Raw genomic sequence first — 20,861 nt, forward strand, 5'->3', positions numbered from 1 at the left:
TTCCTCAGGGTAGGGTCCAGCGCTGGTTGGCGGCAGCGGTGCAGGTCCACAGGTGCACCGGCGTGCTGTCGGCCGAGTTGTTGCCGGACACGTCCAGGCACTTGCCCGACTGCGGGTTACGCACCGTCCCGTCGGCCTGCGCCGACCAGTTCTGCGCGCCCGTGCCGTTGCACGTCCACAACTGGATCTTCGTGCCGTCCGCGCTGCCGCCACCGGACACGTCCAGGCACTTGCCGTACGCCTTGACCGTCGAATTCGGCGTCACGGTCCACGACTGCGCGGCCGTGCCGTTGCAGGTGTAGAGCTGGATCTGGGTGCCGTCGGCGGTGGCGGCGTTACGGACGTCGAGGCACTTGCCGGCCAGGCCCGTCACCGGGCCGGTGCGGACGGCCGAGGTGGCGAACGTGAACGCGTCCAGGTCGTAGAGCGCCCCGGCGCCGCCGGCGAACGTCAGGTAGAGCGTGGTGGTGCCGGCCGGCGGGTTGGTGATGGTGCCGGTGACGGTGGTGAACGAGTCCCAGGCGCCGGTGACCGGGACGGTGGCCGAGCCGAGCACGGTGCCGGTGGCCGAGCCGGCCCGCACCTGGAGCGTGCCGCCGACACCGGCCGAGGAGACCCGGGCGGTGAACCCGGTGGCGTCGGCGAGCAGGTACGGCTGGAACGCGATCCAGTCCCCGTTGTGGATGTCGCCGACGGTCTTGCCGCCCTCGGCGGTGCCCTTGTCGAACGTGTTGATCCCGGACGCGGTCTTGAAGTGCTCGGCCTGCCGGTGCCGGGGCTGGAGCGTGTGCTGGGTGTGGGTGGTGAGGCCGCCGGAGTCGGTGTACTCGGCGTCGAAGATGGCGAAGATGTTCGCCGCGTCGTCGTGCTCGCCGTCGACCGGGATGGCGATCGAGCCGGTGCAGCCGGTCGCCGAGGTGATCTGGTGGCCGTGCTGGTCGTGGCCGAGCACGTAGGTCATCTTGACCTTGGTGCAGTCGATGGTGGCGTCCTCCGGGTCGGTGACGGTGATCCGGAACGGCACCGTGTCGCCGAAGGAGAAGAGCTTCCCGTTGCCGGGCGTCTCGATGACCACCGTCGGCGCGGTGTTGCCCACGGTGATCGTCACGCTGGCGGTGCCGGTGGCGCCCTGCGGGTCGCGGACGGTCAGCGTGGCGGTGTAGCGCCCGTTCGCGGTGTAGGTGTGCGACGGGTTGGCCGCGGTCGAGGTGCCGCCGTCACCGAACGTCCAGGCGTACGTCAGCGCGCCGCCCTCCGGGTCGGACGAGCCGGCCGAGGAGAACGCCACGGCCAGCGGGGCGGCGCCGGAGGTCCGGTCGGCGGCGGCCCGGGCCACCGGGGCGCGGTTGGCCCCGCCGAGGTAGTCGAAGCGGTACAGCGCCGAGTTGGCGTCGCCGTTGAAGTAGCCGGTGCCGTAGTCGAGCACGTAGTAGGAGCCGTCCGGGCCGAACGCGGAGTCCATCACCTGCTTGCCGGTCCACGGGAACGCGTCGATGGTGCCGGGTGAGCCGTCGGCGTTGAGGTGGATCGGCTTGATCCAGCCCCGGCCGAACTCGGTGGCGAAGAACTGCCCGTCGAAGGACTGCGGGAACTTGGTGGTGGACGGGTTGGCCGCGTCGTACCGGTAGACCGGGCCGCCCATCGGCGACTCGGAGCCGCCGCCGAACTCGGGCGGGCTGCCGGCGTCACCGGCGTAGCGGATCCAGGCCGGCTTCGCGGCCGGCAGCGTGGTGAGGCCGGTGTTGCGGAACGAGTTGTTCGTCGGGCCGCCGGTGCAGGCGAACTTCGCACCGGCGGTGCCGGTGGCGAAGTCCCACTCGGCGTACGTCTCGGCGGCGGTGTTGGTGCCGGTGCAGTACGGCCAGCCGTAGTTGCCCGGGCCGGTGACCCGGTCGAACTCGACCTGCCCGGACGGGCCGCGCGCCGAGGTGGTGCCGGCGTCCGGGCCGTAGTCGCCGACGTAGACGATGCCGGTGGCCTTGTCGACGCTCATCCGGAACGGGTTGCGGAAGCCCATCGCGTAGATCTCCGGTCGGGTCTTCGCGGTGCCGGGCGCGAAGAGGTTGCCGCTCGGGATCGAGTAGGTGCCGTTGGCGTTCACCTTGATCCGCAGGATCTTGCCGCGCAGGTCGTTGGTGTTGCCGGCGCTGCGCTGCGCGTCGTACCCGGGGTTGCGGTTGGTGCGCTCGTCGATCGGGGCGTAGCCGGCGGAGTCGAACGGGTTGGTGTCGTCGCCGGTGGACAGATAGAGGTTGCCGGCGGCGTCGAAGTCGATGTCGCCGCCGACGTGGCAGCACAGCCCCCGGTCGGCCGGCACGTCGAGCACGTCGACCTTGGTGGCCTGGTTGAGCGTGAAGTCGGCGTTGAGCGTGAACCGGGAGAGCCGGTTGACGCCCTGCCAGGCGGAGAAGTCGGTGCCGGTGGCCGGCGCGTCCCCGGCCGGGGTGGACAGCGGCGGCGCGTAGTAGAGGTAGATGTGCCGGTTGGTGGTGAAGCCGGGGTCGACGCCGACGCCCTGCAACCCCTCCTCGTCGTGGGTGTACACGGGCAGGGTCCCGATGACCGTGGTGGCGCCGGCCGCGTCGGTGCGGCGCAGCGTGCCGTTGCGGGCGGTGTGCAGCACCGACCGGTCGGGCAGCACCGCGAGGGACATCGGCTCGCCGGTCTCGGCGACACCTCGGGCGAGTTCGACCTGCTGGAAGTCGCTCGCCGGGATGGGGTGGGCGGACGCCGGGACGGGCGCCGCGGCCAGGGTGACCGCGCCGGCGGCCGCCGCGAGCAGCAGCGCCGATCCGGCGGCGAGTCGTCGTCGGGCTGGGGGGCGGTGGGGGTGGCTGGACATGCTGTGCTGTCCCTTCCTGACGCGCGCAGCCAGGACCGGGCGCGCGTCGCGCCGGATGCCGGGTGGGGGGATGCTGCGCCGGCCCGTCGGTGCGGTTACGGCGGGCCGTGACCTCCGACGGGGCCGGTGGTCACCTCGACGAGGCGGGGCGGTGCGGGCGTTCACCTCGACGAAACAGCTCTGTGCTGCGCACGACATTAAGGGCTTTCGATTGGCCTGTCCATAGCTTCTGCTGGTTCCGGAAACACTTTTGTCGGAACGCGTCAAAAGTTGGCGTCACTGGCGACGGTCCACGGCCCGGTACGCGAGCGCGGTCAGGGCCTGCCGCGCCGGCTCGTCCAGCGGCAACCCGTCCAGCGCGGCCAGCGCCTCGTCCGCCCGGACCCGGATCATCCGCTCCACCGCGTCGCGCGCCCCGCACGCCTCGACGACGGCCCGCACCTCGGCGGCCCCGGCCCGACCCAGGCCCGGATCCCCGACCAGCTTCCGCAGCCGGGCCGCGCCGGTCGGGTCGGCCGCCGCCCGGGCCAGCGCCATCAGCACGGTGGGCTTGCCCTCCCGCAGGTCGTCCAGGTCGGACTTGCCGGTCACCGCCGGGTCACCGAAGACGCCGAGCAGGTCGTCGCGGAGCTGGAACGCATCGCCGAGCGGATCGCCGAAGCCGGCCAGCGCGGCCACCTCCCCCGGGCCCGCCCCGGCCAGCGCGGCGCCGACCTGCACCGGCCGGGTGACGGTGTAACGGGCCGTCTTCAGCCGCACCACCGCCAGCGCGCTCGCCACCGAGCCGTCCCCGGCCGCCGCGGTCACGTCCAGGTACTCCCCCGCGATCACCTCGGTCCGCATCCGGGACAGCACGGCGTGACCCCGACGCAGCCGCTCGGCCGGCAGCCCGCAGCCGTGGAACATCTGGGCCGACCAGGTCGCGCAGAGGTCACCGCAGAGCAGCGCCGCCTGCCGGCCGTACGCCGCCGGGTCGCCCCGCCACCCGGAGCGGGCGTGCAGATCGGCGAAGTGCCGGTGCACCGTCGGCTCGCCCCGGCGGCGGTCGCTGCGGTCCAGGATGTCGTCGTGGATCAGCGCGAACGCGTGGAACAGCTCCAGCGCCGCCGCGGCGACCACGATCGGCCGGCCGTCCGGACCGCCGAAGCCCCGCCAGCCCCAGTAGCAGAACAACGGCCGCAGCCGCTTGCCCCCGGCCAGCACGAACCGGCGTATCTCGGCGTGGACGGCCCCCGTCCCGTCGTCCGGCCGACCCGGCCCACGCGCGTCCAGGAACGCGGCGAGCGCGGCGTCGAAGCGACCCCGCAGCAGGGCCGGGTCGGTCGGTACGACGGTGACGGTCATGGCGCCTCCCGGGCCAGTCCGGCGAGCTGGAGCAGCAACGCCTTGACGTCGGTCGCCGCGACCCGGGCCCGGGTCGCGGCCGGGTCGGAGCAGAGCAGCACCGGACCGTCCGCCGGGTCGGCGGGAAGCCGGCCGTGCGAGCCGCGCACCGCCCGCGCCCCGGCGTCCAGCCCCACCACGCTCATCAGGTAGCGCAGGCCGAGCTTCTTGCGGGCCAGCGCCACCGCCGCCCGCCGTTTCGCGGCGGCCGGAGCGGCCGGGTCGAAGAACAGCTCGGCCGGGTCGTAGCCGGGCTTGCGGTGGATCTCGACCAGCCGGGCGAAGTCGGGCGCCCGGGCGTCGTCCAACCAGTAGTAGTACGTGAACCAGGAATCCGGCTCGGCCACCAGCACCAGCTCGCCGGAGCGCTGGTGGTCCAGCCCGTGGCCGGCCTGCCCGGCGGCGTCCAGCACCTCGGCGACGCCCGGCAGCGCGGCGCAGCGCTTCGCCACCGCCGGCACGTCCGCCGGGTCCCGCACGTAGACGTGCGCCACCTGGTGGTCCGCCACCGCGAACGCCCGCGACGTCCACGGGTCCAGGTACTCCATCCCGGCCTGGGTGTACACCCGCAGCAGGCCCTCGGACCGCAGCATCCGGTTGACGTCCACCGGGCGGGAGACGTCGGTGATCCCGTACTCGGAGAGCGCGACGATCGTCGCGTCCCGCTCCCGGGCCGCGTCCAGCAGCGGCCCGAGCACCGCGTCCAGCTCGGCCGCCGAGGCGGCGGCCCGGGGGTCGGAGGGCCCGAACCGTTGCAGGTCGTAGTCGAGGTGCGGCAGGTAGACCAGGGTCAGGTCGGGGGCGTGGTCGGCCAGGATGCGCTGCGCCGCCCGGCTGATCCACGCCGACGACGGCAGCCCGGCGCCCGGCCCCCAGTAGCTGAACAGCGGAAACGTGCCGAGCGCGTCGGTCAGCGTGTCCCGCAGCTCGGGCGGGTCGGTCCAGCAGTCCGGCTCCTTGCGTCCGTCGGCGTGGTAGACCGGGCGCGGCGTGACCGTCCAGTCCACGTCCGCGCCCATCGCGTACCACCAGCAGACGTTGGCGACCCGGTAGCCCGGCTCCACCCGGCGGGCCGCCTGCCACACCTTCTCACCGCCGACCAGCGCGTGGTGCTGCCGCCAGAGCAGCACCTCGCCGAGGTCGCGGAAGTACCAGCCGTTGCCCACCACGCCGTGCCCGGCGGGCAGCTCCCCGGTGAGGAACGTGGCCTGCGCCGAGCAGGTCACCGCCGGCAGCACGGTGCCCAGCTCGGCGGTGAACCCGGCCTCGGCCACCGCGCGCAGCCGGGGCATGTGGGCCAGCAGCCGGGGCGTCAGCCCGACCACGTCGAGCACCACCAGCCGGCGGCTCATGAGGGAACCCCGGCCGCCGTGGACAGCCCGAGCGCGACCAGTTCGTCGCGGGCGAAGGCCAGCTCGGCGGCGATGCCGGCGGCCAGCTCCGCGTCGCCGCGCGGCCGCCGCGCCTCCGGCAGCACCCCCCAGGTGTACGTCTCCACGTCGAGGTGGTCGCAGCCGGCGGCCGGGCCGGCGAGGAGCGCGGAGAGGGCGGACCGCAGCACCGGCACGGTGGAGCGCAGCGGCGGCTCGGGCGGGGCGTGCAGCGGCACGTGGTAGTGCACCCGCCACGCCCCGGGCAGCCGCGCGTCGAGCGCCGCGTCGAGGTCGTCGGCGGCCCACGCCGGGTCGGCCGGGTCGGTGGCGCCGGCGCAGCCCGCCGCCCGGGTCTGGTGCAGGAACCTCGGCTCGACGAAGCGGCGCAGCGCGTCGGTGGAACCGGCCGGGTCGGCCGCCTCGACGGCGGCGGAGACCTGCACCTTGACCACCGGCAGCCCGGCGTCGCGCAGCCGGGCCAACGCGTCGACCGGCTCCTCCCAGGCGCACGCGAGGTGCGCCAGGTCCAGACAGATCCCGAGCCGGTCGGTATCCATGGCTGACAATACCGCGCGTGCCTGTCCCGTGGACTCCACCAGACAGCCCGGTTCCGGTTCGAAGCCGACCCGGACCACCCGGCCGGTGTCCCGCTGCACGGCGGCCAGCCCGGCGGCGAGCGCGTCCAGCCGGCGCCGGGCGGTGTCCGCCCGTTCGACGTCCCACGGGGTGCGCCAGGCCAGCGGCAGCGTCGACACCGAGCCCCGGGCCGCGTCGTCGGGCAGCAGGTCGGCCAGCACCCGGGCCAGGTCAAGGGTGTACGCCAGCCGCTGGGGCGTGGTCCAGTCCGGGTGGTAGACCGCGCCCTTGACCACCGGGGCCTGGAACGCCGCGTACGGGAAGCCGTTGAGCGTGACCACCTCCAGCCCGCGTACGGTCAGCTCGTGGCGCAGCCGGCGGCGGGCCGCCGGGTCGGCGGCGAGCGCAGCGGCCACCGGCGCGGCCAGCCAGAGCCCCAGCCCGAGCAGGTCGGTGTCGAGCGTCCGGCGCACCGCCACCGCGTACGTGTCGAGCTGGGCGAGGACGCCCGGCAGGTCCTCGGCGGGGTGGACGTTCGTGCAGTAGCCGAGATGGACGGTGGTGCCGTCCGGGTGCCGCAGCCGCATCACTCGCCCCCGCGCAGGATCGAGTTGCCGGCGAAGGTGGGCGCCGGGGCGTCCAGGTCGGCGAGGTCGAGCCGCCCGGACTGGCCGTAGAACTCCACCGGGTTGCGCCACAGCACCCGGTCGACCTCGTCGTCGTCGAACCCGGCGGCCAGCATCGCCTCCCCGGTGGCCCGGGTGAGCAGCGGGTCGGAGCGCCCCCAGTCGGCGGCCGAGTTGACCAGCATCCGCTCGGTCCCGTACGCGCGCAGCAACTCGACCATCCGGGGCGGCGACATCTTGGTCTCCGGGTAGATGGAGAAGCCCAGCCAGCAGCCGGTGTCCCGGACCAGCTTCACGGTGACCTCGTTGAGGTGGTCGATCAGCACCCGCCCGGGTTCGATGCCCGACTCGGCGACCACGGCGAGGGTGCGCTCGACGCCGCGCGCCTTGTCCCGGTGCGGGGTGTGCACCAGCGCGGGCAGGTCGTGCCCGACGGCCAGCGCGAGCTGCCCGGCCAGCGCGGCGTCCTCGGCCGGGGTCATCGCGTCGTAGCCGATCTCGCCGACCGCGACCACGCCGTCCTTGTCCAGGTAGCGCGGCAGCACGTCGAGCACCGGGCGGCAGCGCGGGTCGTTGGCCTCCTTCGGGTTGAGTGCCACGGTGGCGTGGTGCCGGACGCCGAACTGCCCGGCCCGGAACGGCTCCCAGCCGATCAGCGAGTCGAAGTAGTCGACGAAGCTGTCCACGCTGGTGCGCGGCTGACCCAGCCAGAACGCCGGCTCGACCACCGCGCGCACGCCGGCGGCGGCCATCCGCTCGTAGTCGTCGGTGGTCCGCGACGTCATGTGGATGTGCGGGTCGAAGATGCGCATGTCACGCCTCCGTGGTGGTGATGGTCAGTCGGTGCAGCAGCTCGGTCGCGTCGGCGGGCATGGTCCGGCCGGCGGCGTGCCGCTCGGCGGCGAACGCGGCCAGCATCTGGGCCAGCTCGGCGTCGGCCCGGCCGGTCAGGTCGTCGACCACGGCCAGCGGCACCCCGGCGAACACGCACTTGAGCACCGCCTGCCGCCAGGCCGGCTGCTCCAGGTGCCGGGCGTAGGGGCCGAGCGCGGCGGCGACCAGCCGGGTGTCGTTGGTGCGGATCGCGTCGTGCAGCAGCGGCACGCACTCCGCCCCGATCGGCAGCAGCGGCAGCGCGCGCAGCACCCCGCGCCGCTCGGCGGCGTCGCCGTGCCGGTAGAGCGCCTCGGCCGCGGCGGCGTGGCCGGACGGCAGCGCGGTGAGCAGCAGCGCCCGGACCGTCTCGTCGACGGTCCAGCCGGGCGGATCGGGCACCGGCCCACGCCCGCACCGCCGGGCGGCGGCGGCGAAGAAGCGCGGGATCGTGGCGGGTTCGGTCGCGACGCGGCGCAGCGCCGCGTCCAGCCACTGCGGATCGGGTACGCCCCGCAGCGCGGCGCGCAGTCGGTCGGGTGTCATGCCGTCTCCCCTCTGCCGGGTGCTGGAAGGTGGTCGGTCACCGCCCCTCGCCGCGCCGGGCGGCGGCGCGCAGGAAGTCCAGCGAGCGGGCGGCGACGGTCGGGGCGGCGTGCGAGTGCCGGGGCAGCTCCACCGCCACCAGGCCGGGGTAGCCGGCGTCGGTCAGGGCACGCAGCACCGGCGGGAAGTCGATCTCCCCGGCGCCGAACTCCAGGTGCTCGTGCACGCCCCGGCGCATGTCGTCGATCTGCACGTTGACCAGGTGGTCGGCGACCGCCGTCACGCACTCGGGCACCGGCCGCGGCTCCAGGCAGCGACAGTGTCCGATGTCGAGGGTGATGCCGAAGCCGGGCGGCGCGCCGAGCGCGTCGCGCAGCCACCACCAGTCGGCGATGTCCGCCACCAGCATCCCCGGCTCCGGTTCGAAGCCCAGCGGCACGCCGGCCGCCTCCGCCTCGGCGCAGACGGTGGCGCACCCGGCGACCAGGCGGTCCCGGGCGACGGGCGGCGGCACCTGCGGCGGGCGTACGCCGGCCCAGAAGGAGACCGCCTCGGCGCCCAGGTCCGCGCCGACCCGGACCGCCCGGCGCAGGAACTCCAGCCGGCGGGCGGGGTCGTCGTGAAGCAGCGTCGGGGCGTGCTTGTGCCGGGGGTCGAGCAGGTAGCGGGCCCCGGTCTCGACCACCACGGCCAACCCCAGGGCGTCGAGCCGGCGGCGCACGGCGGCCACCCGGCGGGCCAGCCCGGGGGCGAACGGGTCCAGGTGGTCGTGGTCCAGGGTGAGCGCGACGCCCTCGTACCCGAGGTCGGCGAGGACCGCGAGCGCGTCGCCGAGGCGGTGGTTGGCGAAGCCGTTGGTGCCGTACCCGTAGCGCAGCCGGCCCGGCCCGGGCGGAGTCGCGGCGGTCGGTGCCGCCGGCGCGGCGGTCATGTCGGGGAGACGAGTCGGGCCAGGCGGCGACCGATCGGGGCGGCCCCGGCGACGGCGAGGCCGAGCAGCCGCGCGCCGGCCCGGGCGGTCAGCGCGCCCTGCAACGCGGGCAGCCCGGTGATGCCGGCGCCGACGGCGGCCCGCACCCGGGCCGGCGCTGGGTCGGCGAGCACCCGTGCCTGCGCCCGGCCGTACCCGACGGCGTAACCGGCCGCGAGCACGGCCGGCACCCGAAGGAAGGGCCCCCGCTTAACGCCTCCGGTAGAGGAGGGGGCCCCGCTTAACACGGTCGGCCGGCCCGGGGCGGCGACCGCGATGAGCGCGGTGCCGGCCAGGGTGAGCCCGGGCAGCCGCCGGTCCGCCATCCCGGTCACCTCGCGGCGGGACAGCGCGGTGACGGTCCAGGTGTGCGCGGCGACGGTCAGCGCGGCCGGCAACGCCCGCGCCGCCCGGCCGCCCGTCGCGCCGAGCAGCACGTCCAGGCCCCGACAGGCGGCCATCACCGCCGGACCGGCGGCGGTGTCCTTGGCCCGCAGGTCGTACCCCCAGATCGTGGCCGCGAGCGGGAACGCGACGGCCGCCGCCCGGCGGCCCCCGGCGGCGGTGGCGACGGCGAGGCCGGCGGCGGTGAGGCCGGCCGCGACGCCCCACGCGACGGCCGGGCGGACCCGGCCGGACGGGATCGGCCGCTCCGGGCGCTCGACCGCGTCCAGCCGCCGGTCCGCCCAGTCGTTGGCGGCCATCCCGGCCCAGTAGAGCAGCACCGACGCGCCGGCCAGCGCGGGCGTACGCCGGTCGAGCGCACCGGCCGCCGCGGCGCCGGCCACCACGTCCCCGGGCACCGAGAGCGCGGCCGGCGCCCGGACCAGCTCGACCAGGTCGGCCAGCCGGGTCACCGGGTCACCCCGGCGTGCAGACCGGCGACGAAGTCGCACAGCACCGCCCACTGCTCACCGAGCGCGTGGCCGGTGTCGCCGAGCGGGTCCTTGAAGAAGAACGCCAGCTCGGCCAGCGCGCCCCGGCGGCCGGCGGCGTGCGCGGCGGCGGTGAGCCGGGCCAGGTCGAGCACCAGCGGAGCGGCCAACGCGGAGTCGCAGCCGTGCCAGGTGAACTCCATCCGCATCCCGGTGCCGAGGAAGCCGGCGAACGTGACCAGGTCCCAGGCCGTCTTGAAGTCGCCCAGTTCCTCGACGTAGTCGATCCGGGTGCTGCCCTGCGGCAGGTAGCCGAGCGTCTCGGCGAGGACCCGTTGCTTGCTGCCCACCTTGGCGGCGTTGGCGGCGGGTTCGGCGAGCGTGGCGCCGTCGCCGCCGCCGAGCAGGTTCGTCCCGGACCAGGAACGCACCGCCAGGTGACGCATCGCGAACATCGGCGCCAGCACCGACTTGAGCAGCGTCTCGCCGGTCTTGCCGTCGTGCCCGGCGTACGGCAGTCCGCGCTCGTCGGCCAGCGCCACCAGGGCCGGCAGCCGGGCCCCGGTGGACGGGGTGAAGTCGACGTACGGGCAGCCGGCGGTGAACGCCGCGTACGCGTAGCGGGAGCTGGCCGGCAGCACATCGACCGAACCGGCCAGCGCGGCGCGCAGCGCGGTCGGGTCGTGGTGGGCCGGGTGCGGGGCGGGCGTCGGCTCGGTGGCGGCGACGTTGACCACCACCACCCGCTCCAGCTCGTGTCGGCGGCGGAAGTCGGTGAGGTCGCGGACCACGGCGGCGATCCGGTCGCCCGGGCCACCGTCGGTCGGCGCGGGGCGCAGCGCCGCCTCCACGGCGGCCAGCTCAGGCGCCACGGCGTCGGCCAGCCGGGCGGGCAGCACCCCGGCGGCGGCGAGCGCCTCGGCGCGTTTGGTGAGCGGGGTGGCGACCACGTCGTGGCCGCCGAAGACGAGGTCGGTGAAGCCCGGCAGCGCGGGTCCGCGCAGCGCGGGAAGTTCGGTGACGCAGCCGGTCGGCGCGGTCAGCCCGGCCCGCAGGGCGAGCGCCCCGACCACGCTGGTGGTCGCGACCGAGCCACGTGCTCCGACCAGCCAGACACCTGTACGCATCGCGCTACCTCCCCAGGTCGGTGCCGGTCCACCGGTGCGGCCGGGGAATCCCGGTCCGGCCGCACCGGAGGGCCGTGCTGGTCGTGCCGCCCGGAGGGCTTCCGGCGGCACGCTCCCCGGAGCCGGCCTCGTCCCCGCCGCGGGGCGCAACCGCGGCGGGCCCTCGCCGGCCGGCGCCGGAAGGCTGTCGGCGGCGCTGCCGCGCCGCGCGGGAGGTGTCCGGTCGGGCCCCCGCGTCTCCCGGCTGGGTGAGCGGGGGCCCGGCGTCACACCTCGGCCAGGGCGGGTGTCACCTCCGTCCACGCGGCCCGCTCGGCCGAGCGGGTGACCGCGTCGAGCACGAGCTGGACCTGCAACGCGTCGGCGAACGACGGAGCCGGGTCGGCGCCGGTGGCGACCGCCTCGACGAAGTCCCGCATCTGGTGGGTGAAGGAGTGCTCGTAGCCGATGATGTGGCCCGGCGGCCACCACGCCGACAGGTACGGGTGGTCCGCCTCGGTCACCAGGATCCGGCTGAAGCCCTGCTCGGCCGCGGGCCGGGTGGCGTCCAGGAACTCCAGCTCGTTGAGGCGTTCCAGGTCGAACACGACGCTGCCGCGCGAGCCGTTGATCTCGACCCGCAGGGCGTTCTTGCGGCCGGTGGCGAACCGGGTGGCCTCGTAGGTGGCGAGCGCGCCACCGTCGAGCCGGGCCACGAAGACCGCCGCGTCGTCCACCGTGACCTCGCCCGTCGCGCTGCCGTTGCCGTCGGCCCGCGCGGCCAGGCCGCTCGACCCGGCGACCAGGGGCCGCTGGCGGACGAACGTCTCGGTGATCGCGCTGACCCCGGTGATGAGCTGGCCGGTCACGTACTGGGTCAGGTCGATGATGTGCGCGCCGATGTCGCCGAGCGCACCGGAGCCCGCCCTGTCCTTCTGCAACCGCCAGACCAGCGGGAACTGCGGGTCGACGATCCAGTCCTGGAGGTAGACCGCCCGGACGTGCCGGATCTCGCCGAGCCGACCGTCGGCGACCAGCTGCCGCATCAGGGCGACCGCGGGTACGCGCCGGTAGTTGAAGCCGCACATGGCGCGTACCCCGGACTCCCGGGCCCGCTCGGCGGCGGCCGTCATCTCCCGGGCCTCGGCGACGGTGTTGGCCAGCGGCTTCTCGCACAGCACGTGCTTGCCCGCGGCCAACGCGGCCAGCGCGATCTCGCCGTGGCTGTCCCCCGGTGTGCAGATGTCGACCACGTCGATCTCGTCGGACTCGACGAGTCGCCGCCAGTCAGTGGTGTAGCCGTCCCAGCCGAGCCGGTCGGCGGCCTCGGCCACCTTCGGTTCGTCCCGGCCGCAGACGAGCGACATCCGCACCCGCGCCGGCAGGTCGAACACCCGGTTCACGGTGCGCCACGCCTGTGAGTGCGCGGCGCCCATGAACGCGTAGCCGACCATGCCGACCCGCAGGATCCTGTCGTGAGTGGACAAGGTGGGTCTCCCCCCGTGTGTCAGAACCCGAGCTTCAGGTAGTCGCCCGCGTTCTCCTTGGTGATCGTCTCGGAGGAGAGCACGATCTCCTTCGGTACCTGGAGTTCGACCAGGTCGGACATGCCCTTGCCCTGGCCGATCAAGCGGGCCAGGGAGATGGCCGAGGAGGCCATCGACGGGCTGTAGGTGACGGTGGCCTTGAGCACCGTGCTGTCGGCGGCGATGTCCTCCATGGCCTTCTTCGAGCCGGCGCCGCCGACCATGAAGAACTCCTTGCGGTTGGCCTGGTTGACCGCGGCGAGCACGCCGATGCCCTGGTCGTCGTCGTGGTTCCAGACCGCGTCGATCTTCGGCAGGGCCTGGAACAGGCCGGTGGCGGCCTGTTGGCCGGAGTCCACGGTGAACTCGGCCGGCCGCCGGTTGGCGACCTTCAGCCCGTAGGAGGCGAGCGTGTCGGCGAAGCCCTTGGAGCGTTCCTGGGTCAGCTCCAGCGACTCGATGCCGGGGATCTCACCGATCACCGGGTTGCTCACGCCCTTGGCCTTGAGCTGCTCGGCGATGTAGGTGGCGGCGGCCACCCCCATGCCGTAGTTGTCGCCCTTGATCTGGAGGCGGTAGGCCCGCGCGTCGGGGAAGGCCCGGTCCAGGTTGACCACCGGGATGCCGGCCTTCATCGCCTCCAGGCCGAACGCGTTGAGTTCCTTGCCGTCGTGCGGCAGCAGCACGATCACGTCCGGCTTCTGGGAGATCAGCGTGGACAGCGCGGCCCGCTGGGCCGCCGCGTCCGCGCCGGCCTCCACCGACTTCAGCTCCACGTCCGAGTACGCCCCGGCCTGCGCCTTGGCGTTGTTGGTGATGGCGGCGATCCAGCCGTGGTCGGCGGCCGGAGCGGAGAAGCCGATGGTCACCTTCTTGCCCGGCTCGGTGTTGCCACCGGTCGCGGCGGCCTTCGTCTGCGCCTCCGTCGGGGTCTGCTCGTTGCTGGTGCAGCCGGCGAGCAGCACCCCGGCGGAGACCGCGGCTCCGCCGAAGAGCAACCGGCGGCGGGACAGATCGTGGCGCGGTGTTCTCATGACGACCTCCTGGATGAGGTGGTGGGGTGTTTTCGGGTGCGGTGGGCCGGACCACCGTCGGGTCGACGGCGGCCGGCGTGCGCGGTGGGATCAGGTGATGGTGGCCCGGTTGCGGGCGAGGAACTGGGTCAGGCTGCGGAACTGCACCTGCTGGACCAGGACGGCGGCGACGATGATGCCGCCCTTGACCATGTTCTGGGCCTCGGCGGAGAGGTTGTTGATGGCGAAGAGGTTCGTGATCGTGGAGAAGATGATCACCCCGAGCAGGGAGCCGATGATGGTGCCCCGCCCGCCGCTGAGCAGCGTGCCGCCGATGATCGCGGCGGCGATCGCGTCCAGCTCGTAGAGGTTCGCCATCGCCGCCTGGGCGGAGGTGGCCTGCGCGGTCAGCATGACCGCGGCGATGCCGCAGCAGAGGCCGGAGAGCGCGTAGAGGAGCACGGTGTGCCGGCGGACGTTGATGCCGGCGAGCCGGGCCGCCTCCGGGTTGCCGCCGACCGCCACCGTGCGGCGGCCGAACGTGGTCCGGTTCAGCAGCACCCAGCCGGCCGCGACCACCGCGACCAGGATGTAGACCAGCAGTGGGATGCCGAGCACCTTGGTGGTCGCGATGCCGTTGATGAACGAGCTGGTGGAGACCTGGGTCTGCTTGTCGGAGATCTCCGCGGCCAGGCCCCGCGCGGCCACCAGCATGGCCAGCGTGGCGATGAACGGCACCAGTCGTCCGTACGAGATGAGCAGCCCGTTGACAACGCCGACGGCCAACCCGACGGTCAGCGCGCTGAAGATCATGCCGCCGGCGCCGTAGCTCTGGGTCGCCACCGTGGTGCACCAGACCCCGGCCAGCGCCACGATCGCGCCGACCGACAGGTCGATCCCGCCGCCGATGATCACGAAGGTCATCCCGACGGTGACCACGCCGACCACCGAGGCGAGCTTCAGGATGGTGAGCGTGTTGCCCCACACCCAGTTCGGGTCGCCGTAGAGGTCGGGGCGGGTCAGGATGCCGATGACGACCAGCACCACCAGCGTGGCGAGCAGGCCGAGGTTGCGCTTCGCGCCCTCCCCGCCGTCGCCCCGCCACCAGGACAGCCGGGCCCCGGCCTCGGCCTTGGCGGTCTCCGCCCGGTCCACCGGCGGCGACTGCGCGGGCAGCGCCGTATCAGTGACGTCACTCATGCCGGTGCGCCTTCCATGAGGGACCCCGCCATGACGAGGTCGAGCACGGTGTTCTCGTCGAGTTCGCCGGCCGGTGCCTCGCGGACCACCCGGCCCTCCCGCATGACCAGCACCCGGTCGGCCAGGCCGAGCACCTCGGGCACCTCGCTGGAGACCAGCAGCACCCCGACGCCCCGGGCGGCCAGGTCCCGGATGACCTGGTAGAGCTCGGCCCGGGCGCCGACGTCCACACCCCGGGTCGGCTCGTCGAGCAGCAGCAGCCGGGTCTCCCCGAGCAGCCACCGGCCGACCACGACCTTCTGCTGGTTGCCGCCGGAGAGGGTGCGCACCGGTCGGCGTACGTCCCGGGGCCGCAGCTCCAGCGATGCGGCGACCCGGTCCGCCTCGGCCCGCTCCCGCGCGGCGTCGGTGAAGCCGAGACGGGCGTACCGGCCGAAGGTGGCCAGCGTGACGTTGCGGTAGATCGGTTCGCCGAGCAGCAGCGCCTGGCTCTTGCGCTCCTCCGGCGCCATCCCCATGCCGGCCCGCACCGCCGCGCCGACGCTGCCCGGACGCAGCGCCCGGCCGTCGACCCGGACCGTCCCCGCCTGCGCCCGACGGGCCCCGAAGATGGTCTCCAGCAGCTCCGACCGGCCCGAGCCGACCAGCCCGGCGATCCCGACGATCTCCCCGGCGCGCACCCCGAGCGACACGTCGGCGAACTCGCCGTGCCGGGTCAGCCCGTCCACCCGGAGCAGTTCCGCGCCGGCGCCGTCGGCGGCCGGGCGCTGCGGGAAGACGTACTCGATGGTCCGCCCGGTCATCCGCGCGACCAGGTCGCGGGTCGGGGTCTCGCGGGCCGGCAGGCTCGCCGCCGTGGTCCGGCCGTCCTTGAGTACGGTGACCCGGTCGCCGATCTCGCGGATCTCCTCCATCCGGTGCGAGATGTAGATGACCGCGATGCCCTGCGCGGTGAGTTCCCGGATGATCCGGAACAGGTTGCCCACCTCGTCGTGGGCCAGCACCGCGCTCGGCTCGTCCATGATGATCAGTCGGGCCTCGTGGGAGAGCGCCCGGGCCATGCTGACGATCTGCTTGCCCGCCGCCGGCAGGTGCCGCACCAGCCGGCCGGGCGGGATCTCCGGGTGGCCGAGCCGGGCCAGGATCTGCCGGGTACGGCGGGCCATCAGCCCGCGCCGCACGAAGCCGGACCGGCGCGGCTCGTGGCCGAGGAACGCGTTCTCCGCCACCGACAGGTCGTCGACCAGGTCGAGTTCCTGGTAAATCGTGGCGATGCCGGCGCGCATCGCGGCCTGCGGGTTGGCGAACGTCGCCGGCTCGCCCCGCCACACCACCTCGCCGGAGTCCGGCCGGTGCACGCCGGCCAGCACCTTGATCAGGGTGGACTTGCCGGCGCCGTTCTGCCCGAGCAGGCAGTGCACCTCGCCGGCCCGCACCTCCAGCTGCACGCCGTCCAGCGCGCGTACGCCGGGGAACGTCTTGACCACGTCGGTGAGGCGCAGCACCACCTCGCCCGCGACGGCGTCGGCGGGCGCCTCGACCAGCGGCTCCTTCGTGCTCACCTCGACCTCCTCGGACTCCTCGATGGTCATGCGGGGCTGGCTGGGCATGCCCTCACGGCCCTCGCTGCGCTCGGTGCGCTCGGTCATGCGGGGCTGGCCGGGCATGCCCTCACGGCCCTCGCTGCGCTCGGTGCGTTCGGTCATGCGGGGCTGGCCGGGCATGCCCTCACGGCCCTCGCTGCGCTCGGTGCGTTCGGTCATGCGGGGCTGGCCGGGCACGCCCTCACGGCCCTCGCTGCGCTCGGTCATGCGGCTTCCCCGAACGCGACGTCGCTGGCGAGCACGGCCGCGCCGGCGACGCCGGCGCGTGGGCCCAGCTCGGAGAGGACGACCGGCAGGTTGCCGGTGGCCAGCGGCAGCGAGCGGCGGTAGACCACGCTGCGGATCTCGGCGAGCAGGATGTGGCCGAGCTGGGCCAGCCCGCCACCGATCACGATCATCGACGGGTTGGTGAAGCTGACCAGGCCGGCCAGCACGCTGCCGACCCGCCGACCCCCGTCGCGGATGAGCTGGATGCAGGTGACGTCTCCCTCGACCGCGCCCTGTGCCACGTCGAGCGCGGTCACCACGCCCCGGGCGGCGAGCCGCTCGACCAGCGCCGGCGAGACCTCGGCGCGGGCCGCGGCGGTCGCCTCCCGGGCCAACGCCGCGCCGCTGAACACCGCTTCGAGGCAGCCGAGGTTGCCGCAGGAGCACATCGGCCCGTTCGGGTCGACCTGGATGTGGCCGATGTCGCCGGCGCACCCGTCGGTGCCCCGGTAGACCTCGCCGTGCAGATAGATGCCGCAGCCGATGCCGGTGCCGATCTTGATGAAGAGGAAGTCGTCGACCGAGTGGGCGACACCGCCGTGCCGCTCGCCGATGGCCATGATGTTGACGTCGTTGTCGACCACCGCCGGGCAGCCGTGCTCACGGGTCAGCAGCTCGCGGACCGGGAAGCGGTCCCAACCGGGCATGATCGGCGGGGAGACCGGGACCCCGTCGCGGAAGCTCACCGGGCCGGGCACGCCGATGCCGATCGCGTCCAGTCGCTCGTACGCCCCGTCCACCCGGGCCTTGTGCAGCAGCTCGTTGACCCGGTGCAGGGTCACCTTGGGCCCGGAGCGGATGTCGGCGGGTTCGGTGTACGCGGTCACCGGCTCCAGCCGCCCGTTGACCACCTCGACGTCGATCGAGCTGGCGCCCAGGTCGACCGAGGCGAAGCGCAGGCGCGGGCTCAGCTCGACCAGGGTGGACCGGCGCCCGCCCCGGGAGGCGGCAAGTCCGGCCTCGGCCACGTAGCCGAGGGCGACCAGGCGTTCCAGCTCGGCGAGCAGGCGCGGGCGGGGCATCTGGAGGCGGTCGCCGAGCTCGGCGCGGGAGACCGCGCCCTCGTCCCGGAGCAACCGCAGGAGCCGCACGTGCAGGGGATCGACCGTCCGCACCGGCGCTCACCTCCGCATCGGAGTCGTTCACATCGACGCAACGGCGATGTGTCGTGTCCGACACAGTAGGAGCCTTCCGGGTCACGTGTCCATAGCTTCGGCACAACCGATGGAAACTTTTGTCCATACGAACAAAAGCGTGTTCCGGATCATGAAAACGCGTCGCCCCGCCCGGTTCTCCGGGCGGGGCGACGCGAGGGTGGTCAGCGGGGAGTCGGCGCGTTGGGCTTCTTCCGCAGCTTGCGGTCGTCGCGCAGCTCGACGTAGGGCTCCTCGTCGGCCGGGTGCCCGGCGGCGATGGCGCGGCTGCGCTCCAACTCGGCGTCGAACTCCGCGCCGAGCAGGATGGCGATGTTGCTCAGCCAGAGCCAGATCAGGAAGATGATCACGCCGGCCACGGCGCCGTAGGTCTCGTTGTACGAGCCGAAGTTGCTCACGTAGAGCGCGAAGAGGCCGGACACCACCAGCCAGAGCACCACCGCGAGCACTCCGCCGGGGCTGACCCAGCGGAACCCGCCGTGCTTGGCGTTCGGCGACGCCCAGTAGAGGATCGCGAACATCAGGCTGACCAGCACCAGCAGCACCGGCCACTTGGCGATGTTCCACACCGTGACGGCGGTCGAGCCCAGCCCGATCGCATCGCCGGCCTGCTCGGCCAGCCCGCCGGTGAACACCACGATCACGGCGCTGGCCAGCAGCATCACGCCGATCACCGCGGTCACGCCGAGGCGGATCGGCAGCGTCTTCCAGATCGGCCGCCCCTCCGGTACGTCGTAGATGCTGTTCGAGGCGCGCATGAACGCGGCCACGTAGCCGGAGGCCGACCAGAACGCGGCGACCAGACCGATCACCGCCGCGACGCTCGCCAGCCCGCCGGAGTCACCGGCCTGCGTGATCGCGCTCTCGATGATCGTGCGGATGTTGGGCTCCGGCACCACCTGGTTGACCGTGTCCTGCACGCCCTGGGTCGCCCGCTCACCGAGCAGGCCGAGCATCGAGATCAGCACCAGCACGCCCGGGAAGATCGAGAGCACCCCGTAGTAGGTCAGCGCGGCGGCCCAGTCGGTCAGGCTGTCGTCCTGGAACTCCCGGACGGTCCGCTTGAGCGTCGCCACCCAACCGGGGCCCGGCAGGTCGGTCGGGCTGTCCGGACCGTCGTCCGGCCCCACCGGCCCGGTGCGCTCGCGCCCCTCGCGGGCGGGAGACTCGTCGGTGGCCATCGCACCTCCCTCGTCGTGTCGTCCTGCACGACTTGCCCCGCGGCCGGGCCCGGTAACCAGCTACAGGTAGAGCAACCTGCCCATCCGCCGGGAGGCCAGCGCCAGCATGCCGCCGGTCAACGCCACCAGGTAGGCCACGTCGAGCACCCAGGACCAGCCGGACTCCCCCACGCACACGCCGCGGATCAGGTGCACCGACCGGTAGAGCGGGGTCAGCTCGACCAGCCAGCGCAACGCCGCCGGGTAGGCCTCGGCGGGCACGAACGTGCCGGAGAAGAGGAAGAGGGTGAACTGGGCCGAGCCCATCAGGTCGAAATCCTGCCAACTGCGCAGCAGCGTCGCGACCGTCATGCCGAGCGCGCCGAACGCGAACCCCACCAGCACCGCCGCCGGGAACGCGACGAGCGCGCGTGACGCGGTGGTCAGGTCGAGCGTCACCATGATCAGCAGGAACGCGGCCGAGTAGAGGCCACCCCGCGCCATCGCCCAGCCCAGCTCGCCGAGGGCGATCTCGAACGGCTGCACCGGGGTCGCGATGACCCCGTCGTACAGCTTCATGTATTTCATCTTGCCGAAGAAGTTGAACGTGGTCTCGGACAGCGCGCCGCTCATCGCCGAGGAGGCCAGCATGGCCGGCGCGACGAACGCCGCGTAGGACACCACCGCGCCGCCGGGCAGCGTCAGGTCACCGACCAGCGCGCCCACCCCGATGCCGATCGACAGCAGGTAGAGCACCGGCTCCAGGAAGCCGGAGACCAGCACCAGCCAGTAGGCGCTGCGCAGCGCGGTGAGGTTGCGCTCGGCGATCGCGGCGGAGCGGCGCGCCCCCGTGACGCCGGCCAGCCGGGGCAGGACGAGACCGACCACGACACCCCTTCCTAGACGACGAGTTGACGGCGGAACGCCCGCAGCGCCAGCCACCAGCCGGCGCCGGCCCAGGCCGCGAGGTAGAGCAGGTGACCGGCGACCGACCACCGGGGCGCGACCCCCAGGGTGGCGGCCCGGCACAGGTCCACGGCGTGCCAGAGCGGCGTGGCCCAGGCGACCGGCCGCAGCCCGGCCGGCATCGACTCGACCGGGAAGAACACCCCGGAGAAGAGCGTCATCGGGATCACCGCGAACCGGAACAGCAACGCGAGGTAGCTGTCGCTCGGCACCCACGCGCTGAACGCGAAGGCCGGCGCGGCCACCGCCAGGCCGAGCAGCAGGGCGAGCGGCGCCACGGCCACCGCCCAGGGCGACCGCAACGCCCCGAACACGGCGGCCACCAGCAGGAACGCCAGCGCGCTGGTGACCACCCGGAACAGCACGAAGCCCAGGTGACCGGCCACGATGTCACCGGTGCGCAGGGGCGCGGCGACCTGGGCGTGGTAGGTGCGCACCCACTTGAAGTTGCTGTGCACCGGCCAGGTCGACTCGGCGACGGCGACCTGGAAGGCGGTCGAGGCGATCAGGCCGGGCACCAGCCACGGCAGGTAGGGCACCCCGTCGACGCCCTGGCCGACGTAGGCCCCGACGCCGAAGCCGAAGCCGACCACCGTGAGCACCGGCAGCAGGAAGGACGAGAAGACGCCCGCCCGCCACGTGCGCCGGTAGTTGACCAGGTAGTGGGCGAACACCGCCACCGCCGGCACCCGTGGCACACCCGCCCCGGCCCGGCCCGTCGCCGTCGTCACCCGCACCACCCCCGCCGACCTTCCTACCGGGCGGGTACGACAGGCGCCAGCGTGACCCGTCGGCGGTGGG

Annotated in this window: 17 protein-coding genes; all 17 read right to left on the reverse strand. The window is 73.9% G+C overall.

All coding sequences use genetic code 11. The annotated features are described in order from the left end of the window. Positions 1–4: 4 nt before the first annotated feature. The 17 genes from ACN27B_RS02305 to ACN27B_RS02385 all read right to left on the reverse strand — a co-directional run bounded on the left by ACN27B_RS02305 (position 5) and on the right by ACN27B_RS02385 (position 20,791). Positions 5–2,842, reverse strand: a complete 2,838-nt coding sequence (locus tag ACN27B_RS02305) for an RICIN domain-containing protein (protein ID WP_422743279.1) — start codon at positions 2,840–2,842, stop codon at positions 5–7. Positions 2,843–3,118: 276 nt separating this feature from the next. Beyond that, a complete protein-coding gene (locus ACN27B_RS02310) occupies positions 3,119–4,186 on the reverse strand; it encodes a polyprenyl synthetase family protein (RefSeq protein WP_422743281.1) in 1,068 nt (355 codons plus the stop codon). Further along, positions 4,183–5,577, reverse strand: coding sequence for an alkaline phosphatase family protein (locus tag ACN27B_RS02315; protein ID WP_422743283.1), 1,395 nt, complete (start codon positions 5,575–5,577; stop codon positions 4,183–4,185). Before ACN27B_RS02315 ends, ACN27B_RS02310 begins: the two co-directional genes overlap by 4 nt. Further along, positions 5,574–6,761 (reverse strand): metabolite traffic protein EboE, encoded by a 1,188-nt coding sequence (gene eboE, locus ACN27B_RS02320; RefSeq protein WP_422743285.1) that lies wholly within the window; start codon positions 6,759–6,761, stop codon positions 5,574–5,576. Before eboE ends, ACN27B_RS02315 begins: the two co-directional genes overlap by 4 nt. Further along, positions 6,761–7,612 carry a TatD family hydrolase gene (locus ACN27B_RS02325; protein WP_091572289.1) on the reverse strand — a complete coding sequence of 284 codons (852 nt, stop codon included), beginning with the start codon at positions 7,610–7,612 and terminating at the stop codon, positions 6,761–6,763. The genes eboE and ACN27B_RS02325 overlap by 1 nt, the downstream gene beginning before the upstream one ends. A gap of 1 nt (position 7,613) precedes the next feature. Next, a complete protein-coding gene (locus ACN27B_RS02330; RefSeq protein ID WP_099164066.1) occupies positions 7,614–8,219 on the reverse strand; it encodes an EboA domain-containing protein in 606 nt (201 codons plus the stop codon). 37 nt (positions 8,220–8,256) lie between these two features. Next, positions 8,257–9,150 carry a sugar phosphate isomerase/epimerase family protein gene (locus tag ACN27B_RS02335; protein WP_422743288.1) on the reverse strand — a complete coding sequence of 298 codons (894 nt, stop codon included), beginning with the start codon at positions 9,148–9,150 and terminating at the stop codon, positions 8,257–8,259. Further along, positions 9,147–10,046, reverse strand: a complete 900-nt coding sequence (locus tag ACN27B_RS02340; protein ID WP_422743290.1) for an SCO3242 family prenyltransferase — start codon at positions 10,044–10,046, stop codon at positions 9,147–9,149. The genes ACN27B_RS02335 and ACN27B_RS02340 overlap by 4 nt, the downstream gene beginning before the upstream one ends. Further along, entirely contained in the window at positions 10,043–11,191 is a 1,149-nt protein-coding gene (locus tag ACN27B_RS02345) for an inositol-3-phosphate synthase (protein WP_422743292.1), read from the reverse strand. Before ACN27B_RS02345 ends, ACN27B_RS02340 begins: the two co-directional genes overlap by 4 nt. 266 nt (positions 11,192–11,457) lie before the next feature. Next, the gene (locus ACN27B_RS02350) at positions 11,458–12,657 is read right to left on the reverse strand and encodes a Gfo/Idh/MocA family protein (protein WP_091572268.1); all 1,200 of its coding nucleotides are present in this window, start codon (positions 12,655–12,657) and stop codon (positions 11,458–11,460) included. A gap of 20 nt (positions 12,658–12,677) precedes the next feature. After that, positions 12,678–13,730 (reverse strand): substrate-binding domain-containing protein, encoded by a 1,053-nt coding sequence (locus tag ACN27B_RS02355; protein WP_091572263.1) that lies wholly within the window; start codon positions 13,728–13,730, stop codon positions 12,678–12,680. 90 nt (positions 13,731–13,820) lie between these two features. Then, positions 13,821–14,909 carry an ABC transporter permease gene (locus ACN27B_RS02360; protein WP_422743295.1) on the reverse strand — a complete coding sequence of 363 codons (1,089 nt, stop codon included), beginning with the start codon at positions 14,907–14,909 and terminating at the stop codon, positions 13,821–13,823. Beyond that, positions 14,906–16,501, reverse strand: coding sequence for a sugar ABC transporter ATP-binding protein (locus tag ACN27B_RS02365; protein WP_422745815.1), 1,596 nt, complete (start codon positions 16,499–16,501; stop codon positions 14,906–14,908). Before ACN27B_RS02365 ends, ACN27B_RS02360 begins: the two co-directional genes overlap by 4 nt. A 215-nt stretch (positions 16,502–16,716) precedes the next feature. Then, positions 16,717–17,895 carry an ROK family protein gene (locus ACN27B_RS02370; protein WP_091572254.1) on the reverse strand — a complete coding sequence of 393 codons (1,179 nt, stop codon included), beginning with the start codon at positions 17,893–17,895 and terminating at the stop codon, positions 16,717–16,719. 203 nt (positions 17,896–18,098) lie between these two features. Next, positions 18,099–19,115 carry a YihY/virulence factor BrkB family protein gene (locus ACN27B_RS02375; RefSeq protein WP_422743297.1) on the reverse strand — a complete coding sequence of 339 codons (1,017 nt, stop codon included), beginning with the start codon at positions 19,113–19,115 and terminating at the stop codon, positions 18,099–18,101. 60 nt (positions 19,116–19,175) lie between these two features. Next, positions 19,176–19,982 carry an ABC transporter permease gene (locus ACN27B_RS02380; protein WP_422743299.1) on the reverse strand — a complete coding sequence of 269 codons (807 nt, stop codon included), beginning with the start codon at positions 19,980–19,982 and terminating at the stop codon, positions 19,176–19,178. Positions 19,983–19,993: 11 nt separating this feature from the next. Then, a complete protein-coding gene (locus tag ACN27B_RS02385; protein WP_422743301.1) occupies positions 19,994–20,791 on the reverse strand; it encodes an ABC transporter permease in 798 nt (265 codons plus the stop codon). Between the last annotated feature and the right edge of the window lie 70 nt (positions 20,792–20,861).

The organism is Micromonospora sp. WMMD754 (assembly GCF_049315235.1).
GTDB lineage: Bacteria > Actinomycetota > Actinomycetes > Mycobacteriales > Micromonosporaceae > Micromonospora > Micromonospora sediminicola.